The organism is Streptomyces albus subsp. chlorinus (assembly GCF_013302895.1).
Classification (GTDB): Bacteria; Actinomycetota; Actinomycetes; order Streptomycetales; family Streptomycetaceae; genus Streptomyces; species Streptomyces chlorinus.
The window spans coordinates 6,670,752-6,681,410 of sequence record NZ_VJOK01000001.1 but is presented as its reverse complement, the minus strand read 5'-3'; the positions used below and the strand labels follow the sequence as shown (position 1 = coordinate 6,681,410).

General features: G+C 75.8%; 7 protein-coding genes. 6 read left to right on the top strand and 1 reads right to left on the bottom strand.

The genetic code is table 11. The features are described from left to right. Positions 1 to 178 precede the first annotated feature (178 nt). The gene (gene thiI / locus FM076_RS28930; RefSeq protein WP_173875081.1) at positions 179 to 1,516 is read left to right on the top strand and encodes a tRNA uracil 4-sulfurtransferase ThiI; all 1,338 of its coding nucleotides are present in this window, start codon (positions 179 to 181) and stop codon (positions 1,514 to 1,516) included. Between the two features lie 153 nt (positions 1,517 to 1,669). Here the strand turns inward: thiI and FM076_RS34785 are convergent, their stop codons facing one another. Continuing rightward, a complete protein-coding gene (locus tag FM076_RS34785) occupies positions 1,670 to 2,212 on the bottom strand; it encodes an ANTAR domain-containing protein (protein ID WP_345945307.1) in 543 nt (180 codons plus the stop codon). Positions 2,213 to 2,542: 330 nt separating this feature from the next. Between FM076_RS34785 and FM076_RS28920 the strand changes: the two genes are divergently transcribed. From FM076_RS28920 to FM076_RS28900, 5 genes are all read left to right on the top strand, one after another. Further along, on the top strand, positions 2,543 to 3,598 hold the full coding sequence (locus FM076_RS28920) for a 3-hydroxyisobutyryl-CoA hydrolase (RefSeq protein ID WP_173873802.1): 1,056 nt from the start codon (positions 2,543 to 2,545) through the stop codon (positions 3,596 to 3,598). Between the two features lie 125 nt (positions 3,599 to 3,723). Then, positions 3,724 to 6,474, top strand: a complete 2,751-nt coding sequence (lanKC, locus tag FM076_RS28915) for a class III lanthionine synthetase LanKC (RefSeq protein WP_173873801.1) — start codon at positions 3,724 to 3,726, stop codon at positions 6,472 to 6,474. 81 nt (positions 6,475 to 6,555) lie between these two features. Further along, positions 6,556 to 6,678 carry a SapB/AmfS family lanthipeptide gene (locus FM076_RS28910; RefSeq protein WP_016471140.1) on the top strand — a complete coding sequence of 41 codons (123 nt, stop codon included), beginning with the start codon at positions 6,556 to 6,558 and terminating at the stop codon, positions 6,676 to 6,678. 4 nt (positions 6,679 to 6,682) lie between these two features. Further along, on the top strand, positions 6,683 to 8,695 hold the full coding sequence (locus tag FM076_RS28905; RefSeq protein ID WP_173873800.1) for an ABC transporter transmembrane domain-containing protein: 2,013 nt from the start codon (positions 6,683 to 6,685) through the stop codon (positions 8,693 to 8,695). Then, positions 8,688 to 10,634 (top strand): ATP-binding cassette domain-containing protein, encoded by a 1,947-nt coding sequence (locus FM076_RS28900; protein WP_173873799.1) that lies wholly within the window; start codon positions 8,688 to 8,690, stop codon positions 10,632 to 10,634. Before FM076_RS28905 ends, FM076_RS28900 begins: the two co-directional genes overlap by 8 nt. Positions 10,635 to 10,659 lie beyond the last annotated feature (25 nt).

Sequence of the window (10,659 nt, the reverse complement as noted above, 5' to 3'; positions counted from 1 at the left end):
GTCCCGCGCCGCGCCGACGCCGTCCGGGAGTCGCTTAGCCTGGTGCCAGGAGGGAGATTCCGTGACGATCTCGAGGTCCCGTCCCGCAGCCGAGGGACACGCACAGCAGGCACCGCACGCACAGCGCGAGACGCGGGCGCACCAGGACGCGTCCGCGCCGCGGCAGGCGCGTGCCCGCGTGCGGGAGCAGCTGCCCCCGGACGGCCAGGAGTGCGTCCTGCTCAAGCACGGGGAGATCTTCCTGCGCGGCCGCAACCGGGCGCGGTTCGAGGAACTGCTGCACCGCAATCTGCGCGACGCGGTGCGCAAGCGGCTGCCCGGCTCGATCTGGATCGAGAAGGGCCGCAGCGTCACCCGGGTGGGCGGTGAGGCGTCCCTGGACGAACTCGTCGCCTGCGTGCGGCGGGTGATCGGCTTCAACCTGGTGCAGCCCGCCGTCCGGATTCCCAGCACCGTGGAGGACATCGGCGCCCACGCCGTCCGTGCCCTGCGGCAGGCCGAGGAGGAGCGCGCGCGGGGACGCGGTGAGCTGACGTTCGCGGTGCGCGCGAAGCGGCGCGACAAGACCTTCCCCCTCACCTCCTCCCAGCTCGCCGCCGCCGTCGGGGAGCGGGTGTGCCGGGAGACCGGCGCGAAGGTGAACCTCTCCTCCCCCGACGTCGAGCTCGCCGTGGAAGTCGAGCGCAGGACCAGCTTCCTGTCCTGGACCAGGATCGCGGGCCAGGGCGGACTGCCGGTCGGCTCCAGCGGCCGGGCCCTGGCGCTGCTGTCGGGCGGCTACGACTCGCCCGTCGCCGCCTACCGCGCCATGCGGCGCGGACTGGCCTGCGACTTCGTCCATTTCACCGGCGCCCCCTACACCAACGCCTCCTCGGTCTACAAGGCGTACGCGCTCGCACGCGAGCTGAACCGCTTCCAGCCGCACCGCACCCTGTGGGTCGTCCCGCTGGGCAAGGCCCAAAAGCAGCTCGCCGTCGCGGGCGCCGGGCGGCTCCAGGTGGTGGCCCAGCGGCGGCTGATGGCACGGACCGCCGCCGCGCTGGGCCGGCGGCTGGGCGCCTCCGCACTGGTGACCGGCGACAGTCTGGGGCAGGTGGCCAGTCAGACGGTGGCCAACATGGCGGCGGTGGACGAGGCCGCCGAGCTGCCGCTGCTGCGCCCGCTGCTGGGCTGGGAGAAGCAGGAGATCATCGACGAGGCCAAGGCCCTGGGCACCGCCGAGGTCTCGGTGCTGCCCGACGAGGACTGCTGCTCGCTGCTCGCCCCGCGCCAGGTCAGCACCCGTGCCCGGGTGCCCGATCTGCACCGGGTGGAGCGGCGCCTGGAACTGGACGAGCTGGTCGAGGAACTGCTGGCGGGCGCGTGGTCCATGGAACCGGGCGCGGACGGGGCGCACGCCGGTGCGCGGCCGGATGGGAGCGGCGGGGACCGCGCGCAGACGGGCGCTCCCGTACCCGGTCAGTGCCCCGCACCGGAAGAGGCAGGGCGGCGCTCCACGCCGGAAGAGACCGGGTAGCGCCGCACACCGGACGAGACCGGGTAGCGCCCCACGCCGGACGACCTTGGGGGCACCGGTCGCCGAACGAGTCCCGGCAGCGCCGCGCGCCGGAAGAGCCCCGGCAGCGCCCCGCACAGGGAGCCGGCGGCGCCCCACATCGAGGTGCGGGCCTCAGCGTCGTGTCCCGCGCCTCCGGCGCACCGTGCCGGGGGCGCCCGGGGGTGCGGCCGCCCGGCCACTGCCGGCCGCTCTTCCCGTGCCGCCCGCGCTCCCCGTGCCGGCCGCTCTCCCGGTGACGCGGGCGCGGGAGGCCAGCACCGCCTTGCGCAGCCAGTCGGGCATCGGTTCGCCCTGGGTGCTCCTGGTGAGCATGGCCGCGACCTTCCGGAGCTTGGTGTTGGTGTGCTGCGAGGTGTCCACGAGGATCTGCCAGGCGGTCTGCGGGGTGCAGTGCCAGGAGGCCATCAGCACGCCGCGTGCCTGGTCGATCACGGGACGGGTCTCCATGGCCTGCCGCAGCTGATCGAGTTCGGCGCGCAGTTCCCGGGCCTCGTCGGAGGGCAAGGGACGCGCGTGGTCGGTGTCCGCCCCGTCGGTGTCCGCCTCGTCGGTGTCCGCCTCGTCGATCTCCGCGCCCGCCGTCTCCCCGCCCGGTTCGTCCGGGCCGGAGCGTTGGGCCGACTCAGAGGTGTAAACAGCGCTCTCTCCGGTCACCCGGGCGTCCATCCGCGCTGGTTCGGACCGGGAGCCGGTGCGGTAGCGCCCCGGAACCGGCCTAGGCGGGACCGGGGGCGCGCCCTCACTGTGGATACGGCCGGGTGGCGTGGTCGGCGCCACGGGGAGATCCATCGTGCCCTCCGGAGAACAACTGTTGCCGTGCGACATGTTTCACCTGCCCTGACGTGCCGCTCCGCACACCTGTTGAATCCGGACCGGTCGCCGACGGGGTCGGCGGGCACCGCGTACGGTCCGACGGGGTCGGGGGCACCGCGTACGGTGGCGCCGAGACCGTCCACGTCGCCGCACGCAGAGGAGACCGAGTCCGTGTCCGAGACCGAACCGCCCGTCCTCGTCCGCAAGGACGGCCGCGCGGGCCGCCTCGTCCTCAACCGGCCCCGCGCGCTCAACGCCCTCACCCGGCGGATGGTCCGCATGATCGCCGAGGCGCTCGACGCCTGGGAGCGGGACGAGGAGGTGGCGGCCGTCGTCGTCAGCGGCGCCGGTGACCGGGGGTTGTGCGCGGGCGGGGACATGCGGGGCGTCCACGACGACGTACGGCGGGGCGGCGGCGAGGAGTCGGCGCGGTTCTGGGCGGAGGAATACCGCCTCAACGCCCGCATCGCCCGCTACCCCAAGCCGTACGTCGCCCTGATGGACGGCGTGGTGATGGGCGGCGGGGTGGGGATCTCGGCGCACGGCAGCGTCCGTGTCGTCACCGAGCGGGCCCGGGTCGCCATGCCGGAGACGGGTATCGGCTTCGTACCGGACGTGGGCGGCACCTGGCTGCTGTCGCGGGCGCCCGGCGAACTGGGGACGCACCTGGCACTGACGGCCTCCTCCGTCGGAGCGGGCGACGCGCTGCTGTGCGGACTGGCCGACCACTTCGTCCCGGCGGAGCGGCTGGAGGGGTTCGCGGCGGCGCTGGCCCACAGCACGCCCGCGGAGGCGCTCGCCCGGTACGCCGCCGCGGCCCCCCGCCCCGCGCTCGCGGAGCACCGGGAGTGGATCGACGCCTGCTACGCCGCCGACAGCGTTCCCGCGATCCTGCGGCGGCTGCGCGAGCACGGCGGGACGGCGGCCAAGGAGGCGGCGGAGACCATCGAGTCCAAGTCGCCCACCGCGCTGGTGGTCACCCTCGCCGCGCTCCGCCGGGCCCGCGCCCTGACCTCGCTGGAGGAGGCGCTGAACCAGGAGTACCGCACCTCCGTCGCGACGCTCTCCTCGCCCGATCTGGTCGAGGGCGTACGGGCCCAGCTCGTCGACAAGGACCGTGCGCCGCGCTGGTCACCGGCCACCCTGGCGGAGGTGACCGAGACCGAGGTGGCACGGCACTTCACCGCTCCGCCGAGCGGGGATCTGGGCCTTCCCGTGCGAAGCTGACGCCTTCTGTGCGGAATGCGCGGGGGTTACCCGTGCGTTCCTCACAGCCGGTTCGTGACAGAACCGACTACCTTTTCCCCTCCCCGTCCTGCACGCTTGAGCCGTGCTTCCCAGGGAGGGGAACAATGGACAAGCGGTACGAGATATTCTGTCTCGCCGACAAGCATTTCTATGACACACCCGACCGCTTGTCGGAATCCGCCCAGGACGACGGGCGGCAGGCCCAGGACCCGGGCGCTTACCGAGTGGCACAGCGTCCCGTGCCCGACGGCTGGCGGCAGACCCGGTCCGGCGACTGGCTCGAACTGCGTCCGCTGACCGGCGAGTTCCCGCTCCAGGGCTGGAAGGTCCACGCCTCGGCCACCCTGGGGAACGCGGACGGGATCGGCGCCGCGATCTGGGACTACTGTGTTCCCCGCGGTATTCCCTTCAAATTCGTGCCGCACCGCACCCTGCTCTACCTGCGCAACGCGAAATACGCGGGGCGCGGCACGAGCGGGAAATTCGCCACCATTTACCCGGCCGACGACGCGCAACTCGAAACGCTGCTGCGGGAGCTGGGAGAGATACTCGACGGCAGACCGGGCCCCTACATTCTCACCGATCTGCGCTGGCGCCAGGGCCCCTTGTACGTGCGGTACGGCGGATTCGCGCCCCGGTTCTGCGTCGACGGCCGGGGCCGGCTCGTCCCCGCCGTCGAGGACGCGCGGGGCCGCCTCGTCCCCGACCGCAAGGACCCGGCGTTCCGGGTGCCGGACGGTGTGGAGCTGCCGGCGTTCCTGCGCCCGCACCTGGAGGCACGCGCCGCGTCCACCGTCGCGGAACTGCCCTACCGCATCGAGCGGGCGCTCCACTTCTCCAACGGCGGCGGGGTCTACGGCGGCACCGACATCCGCGACGGGAGCCGGGTCGTGCTCAAGGAGGCCCGCCCGCACGCCGGGCTCGCCGCCGACGGCGCCGACGCGGTGGCGCGGCTGGAGCGCGAGAAGGCGGCGCTCGACCAGCTCGCGGGGCTGCCGGTGGTGCCCGCCGTACGGGACTGGTTCACCCTGGACGGGCACCGGTTCCTGGTGATGGAGGAGCTGCCCGGAGCACCGCTCAACTCCTTCTTCGCCCAGCGGCATCCCCTGCTGAGCGCCGACCCGGACCCGGCGGCCGTGGCACGGCACACCGAGTGGGCGCTGCGGACGCACCGGCTGGTGGAGGAGGCCGTCGCCGCGGTGCACGCGCGGGGCATCGTCTTCAACGACCTGCACATGTTCAACATCATGGTGGCGCCCGACGAGCAGTCCGTCGCGCTGCTGGACTTCGAGGCGGCGGCACGCGCCGAGGACGACCCGCGCCAGATCGTGGCCCACCCGGGCTTCATCGCCCCCGCCGACCGCACCCGCTTCGACATCGACCGCTACGCGCTGGCCTGTCTGCGGCTCGCGCTGTTCGTACCGATGACATCGCTGCTGGCCGTCGACCGGGGCAAGGCGGCGCACCTCGCGCGGATCGTCGCCGCGCAGTTCCCCGGTGTCCCGGAGGAGTTCCTGGCCGAGGCGGTCGCCACGATCGAGGGGGACGGCACGGCGGATGCCTCCTCCCACACCGCGCGGACGGCGCCGCCGACGTCCCGCCCCGCGCGGACGGCGCCGCCCGGAACCGAGCGGCGGGCGCGGCTCCGCCCGTCCTCGTCCGCCGCCTCGTTCGCCGCCGCCCTGGCCCCGCTGGACGACTGGCCCGCGGCCCGCGCCTCGATGACCCGCGCGATCCTCTCCTCGGCCACCCCCGAACGCGACGACCGGCTCTTCCCCGGCGACATCGCGCAGTTCGGCGACGGCGGCGGACTCGGCCTGGCACACGGCGCCGCCGGGGTGCTGTACGCACTCGACAGGACCGGCGCGGGCCCCTGCCCCGACGGCGAGGAGTGGCTGCTGCGGCACACCGATCCCCCGCCGCGCGGCACCCCGCTGGGCCTCTACGACGGACTGCCGGGCGTCGCCTGCGTCCTGGCACGGCTGGGGCACACCAAGCGCGCGCTGGAGCTGATCAACCGCGTACTGGACGAGAAGTGGCAGCGGCTCGGCAGCTCCCTGCACGGCGGGCTGGCCGGACTCGGACTGGCCCTGGGACAGCTCGCCGACGACACCGGCGAGACGGGCCTGCACGCCCACGCCGCCGAGGCCGCGCGGCTGCTCGCCCAGCGGCTGGACGAGCCGGACGACGGGACGCCGGGCATCGACAAGGCGGGGCTGCTGCACGGCGCGACCGGGGCGGCACTGCTGTTCCTGCGGCTGTACGAGCGGCACGGGGACCCCGCGCTGCTCGACCTGGCCGAGCGGGCGCTGGACCGCGACCTGGCACGCTGCGTCCAGGACAGCGCCGGGACCTGGCAGGTGGACGAGGGCAGCCGCACCATGCCGTACCTGGGCGCGGGCAGCGTGGGCATCGCCACCGTGCTCGACGACTTCCTCGCGCACCGGCCCGGCCACGGCGGATTCGCGCGGGCCCGGGAGGGCATCCTGCCCGCGGCCCGGATGCGCTACTACGCACAGCCCGGCCTCTTCCAGGGCCGCGCGGGCATGCTGCTGCACCTCAGCAGGACGACGACGCCGGGGGCCACCGAAGCCGACCGGGCGGCGCAGCTCGACGGGCTCGGCTGGTACGCCATGGCGTACCGCGGCGCACTCGCCTTCCCCGGCGACCAGATGATGCGGCTGTCGATGGACCTGGCCACCGGCACGGCGGGCTGCCTGCTCGCCGTCGGCGCCGCCGCCGCCGTCCGCGGCGGCGAGGCGCCCCCGGGGCTGCCGTTCCTGCCGCCCCCGCCCGTACCGGGCAGCACCACCACACCGCCGCCGGACAGCACCGAGGCACCGGCGGCCCCCTGACCGGCCTTTGGGACAGAGGCCGTACCGAAGCACCACCCGTCCCCGAAACACCACATCACCCGATGGGAAGGAACAACCACCATGGCACTTCTGGACCTGCAGACGATGGAGCCCGAGGAGCGGACCGGCGGCGGCGACGACAGCAGCGCGAGCCTCCTCCTGTGCGACAAGCACAGCTCCCACAGCACCCTGCTGTGTCTGTGACCGGGTGACTCGAGCACCCGGTGCTCCTGGGCGGGGTTCTGCCCCCGCCCAGGGGCGCTTCCCTGTCTCCGGGAAGCGGCTCGCCGCCCCCGGGCGGCAGCCCGGCACCGGAGGGAGTACCGGCGGGGCGGAGCGGGACGGCACCGGCCGGACGGAGGCCGACCGGCTGCTGCTCGCCGAGGGGCGCCGTCACCGGTGGCGCACCCTCGCCCTCTTCCTGACCGCCACCCTCGCCGCGGGCACCGGGCTGGCGCTCCCCGCCGCGCTCGGCCGCACCCTCGACCTGCTGCTGGCCGGCGGCCACGGCGGACGGACGGCGGGCTGGCTGGCGGCGTGCGCGGCACTGACCGCCGCCCTGGTGGTGCTGGACGCCGCCGACACCGTGCTCACCGGCACGCTCAACGCGCGGACCACGGCACGGTTGCGCTCCCGTCTCGTCGGTCACCTGCTGAGCGTCGATCCGCTGCGCGCCGGCCGCTTCTCCCTGGGCGATCTGGTCACCCGCTGCACGGGCAACGCCGCACACGCGGGCACCGGCCCGAGCAGTGCCGCCTCCGCGCTGGCCTCCCTGGTGACACCTGTGGGCGCACTGGTGGCACTCGCCCTGCTGGACCTGCGGCTCGCGGCGGTCTTCCTCGCCGGTACGCCGCTGCTCGCCCTGCTGCTGCGCGCGTTCTCCCGTACCTCGACGGAGTGCGTGACCCGCTACCAGGAGGCGCAGGCACGGATCGCCGGGCGGCTGGTGGAGGCGCTGTCCGGGGCCCGCACCATCGCGGCCGGCGGCATCGAGGAGCGCGAACGCGCCCGGGTGCTGGAGCCGTTGGCCGAACTGTCCGCGCACGGGTACCGCACCTGGCGCCTCCAGGGCCGGGCCACGGCGCAGGCGGCGGTACTGGTGCCGCTCCTCCAGGTCGCCGTCGTCGCCGTCGGCGGACTCGTGCTGAGCGGCGGAGGGCTGAGCGTCGGCGGACTCGTCGCCGCCACCCGCTACGCCGTCCTGGCCGCGGGCGTGGGCACGCTCGTCGGGCAGCTCAACGCCCTGGTACGGAGCCGGACGGCGGCGCGGCGGCTGGCGGAGGTGCTGGCGGTTCCCCCCATGGCGGACGGGCCGCGCATGGTGCCCGGCCACACCCCGGGGACCGGTGGGGGACGGCTGGAACTGTGCGGTGTGTGGGCCTCCTACGGCGGCGAACCGGTGCTCCGCGGCGTGGACCTGGTGGTGCCCGGCGGGGCGACGGTCGCCGTGGTGGGCCGTTCGGGTGCGGGGAAGTCCCTGCTGGCGGCCGTGGCCGGACGGCTGACCGCGCCGGACGCGGGACGCGTCCTGCTGGACGGCACCGACCTGGCCGCACTCGACCGGCGCGGCCTGCGCCGCGCCGTCGCCTTCGCCTTCGCGCGCCCCGTCCTGTTCGGCGAGACGGTGGGCGACGCCGTCGCGGCGGGACTCCCGGCACGGGAGAGCGGCGCGGGTGGCGTGGAGGACGCCGGTGACGCCAGGCGTGAGAGGGGCGCGGACGGCCCGGGCCGTGAGAAGGGCGGGCGCGGTGCGGGCCGGGCGTGGGCGGACGACCCGCGGGTGCGGGCGGCGGCAGCCGCCGCGTGCGCCGACGGATTCGTCCGCACCCTGCCGTACGGCTACGACACCCCGTGCACGCGGGCCCCGCTCTCCGGCGGGGAGGTCCAGCGGCTCGGCCTGGCGCGGGCGTTCGCGCACGGCGGCCGGGTGCTGATCCTGGACGACGCGACCTCCAGCCTGGACACGGTGACGGAACTGCGGGTGACGCGAGCGTTGCTGGGTGCGGACGGCGGGCCCGCCCGCACCCGGCTGATCGTCGCGCACCGCGCCTCCACCGCCGCCCGCGCCGACCTGACCGCGTGGCTCGACAGCGGCCGGATCCGCGCGGTGGCCCCCCACCACGAGCTGTGGGAACTGCCCGCCTACCGCGCCCTGTTCGCCGACGGAACGGGCGGGGGCGTGTTCGCCGACGGAACGGCCGGGGGCGGCGGCGATGGCTGACCGGCCGGCCGCCCGAACGGCGCGCCCGGGCCGCCACCGCCGCCGCCCCCAGGGGTTCGTACAGGCCGGGCTGCGGTTCCTGGGGCGGCGGCCCCGCGTGCTGTGCGGGCTCGCGGGCTGGTCGGCGCTGGAGGCGGCCCACACCTTCGCACTGGGCTTCGCCCTGGCACGGGCCCTGGACGACGGTTTCCTGGCCGGGCGTCCCGCCACCGGACTGGCGTGGCTGGCCGTCGCCGGGGCGGGGCTCCTGGCCGGCGCGCTGGGCACGGCACGGGTCCACCGCCAGGTCGCGGCGCTCGCCGAGCCGCTCCGGGACGAACTGGTGCGCCGCGTCGTGGGGCGTGCGCTGCACGAGGCCGTCACCGCCACGGGAAACCCGGGAGGCGGCGTGGGCGAGGCGGCGGACGCGTCCGGTACCGGCGCGGTCTCCCGGCTGACCCACCAGGTGGAGATCGCCCGCGACAGCTTCGCGGGCCTGGTCATGGTCTCCCGCTCGTTCGCCGTCACCCTCGTGGGCGCTGTCGCGGGTCTGGCCGCGCTGGCGCCGGAACTGCTGCTGGTCGTCGTGCCGCCGCTGCTGGCGGGGCTGGCCGTCTTCGCGGGGACGCTCCGCGTGCTGGCCCGCAGGCAGCGTGACGTGCTGGTGGCCGACGAGGAGCTGGCGCGCGAGGCGGGGAACACCGTGCGGGCTCTCAGGGACGTGGCCGCGTGCGGGGCGGGCGACGCCGTGCTGCGGTCCGCTCGGCGTCGCATCGACGCCGAGCGGTGGGCCGCCGACGCGCTCGCCCGCTGGGGGATCGCCCGCGCGGTGGCGCTGGGGATCGGCGGGCGGCTGCCCGTCGTCCTGCTGCTGGTGCTGGCGCCGTGGCTGCTGCGGCAGGGGGTGGGCGCCGGGGCGCTCGCGGGGGCGCTGACATATCTGACGCAGGCGCTGCTGCCCGCGTTGCAGAGCCTGGTGCACGGGCTGGGCGGCGCCGGTGCCCGGCTCGCCGTGGTACTGCGCCGGCTGCGGGAGGGGGCACCGCCGGCCCCCGTACGGAAGCCGGACCACCCGGAAGCGGACGCCGCGGGCCTGTCCCGGCACCCGGTGAGCGAGCCGGTGCCGCACGGCGGGGACCGGGAGACGCCGCACGGCGGGGGCCGGGAGACGCCGCACGGCCGGGGTCGGGAGGGGGTGCCGGGGAACGGGGGCCGGGAGGTGCCGGCGCTCGAACTGCGGGGCGTCACCTTCGGGTACGGGCCGGGGGCCGAACCGGTGCTGCGCGGGCTGGACCTGACGGTGGCGGCGGGCGGCCACCTGGCGGTGGTCGGGCCCAGCGGCGCGGGCAAGTCCACGCTGGCGCTGCTGATCGCGGGCCTGCTGCGGCCGACGGCCGGCGAGGTGCTGCTGTACGGACGGCCCCTGTCCGCCGCGCCGGAGGGCGGGTCCGCGCTCCTGTGCCACCGCGTGCTGATCCCGCAGGAGTCGTACGTCTTCTCCGGCAGCGTCCGCGAGAACCTGTGCTGCCTGCTGCCGGAGCGGGCAGGTGCGCCGGCCGACGCGGCGCTGTCCGGCGCCGTCGCGGCGGTGGGCGCGTGCGGGCTGGTGCGGCGGCTCGGCGGGCTCGACGGGCGGGTGGACCCAACTGCGCTGTCGGCCGGTGAGCGGCAGCAGCTCGGGCTGGCCCGCGCCTGGCTCACCCCCGCCCCGCTGGCCGTTCTCGACGAGGCGAGCAGCCAGCTGGACCCCGCCGCCGAGGAACGGGCCGAGGACGCGTTCAGGCGGCGGGGCGGCACGCTGATCGTCATCGCGCACCGGATCAGTTCGGCCCTGCGTGCGGACCGGGTGCTCGTGCTGGACGGCGCCGGTACGCGCTGCGGCACCCACGCGGAGCTGAGGGAGCACTCCCCGCTCTACCGGGACCTGACGGCCAGCTGGGCGCCGGGCCCCCGGGTGTAGCGGCGCGGCCCGCCCTCACGGGCGG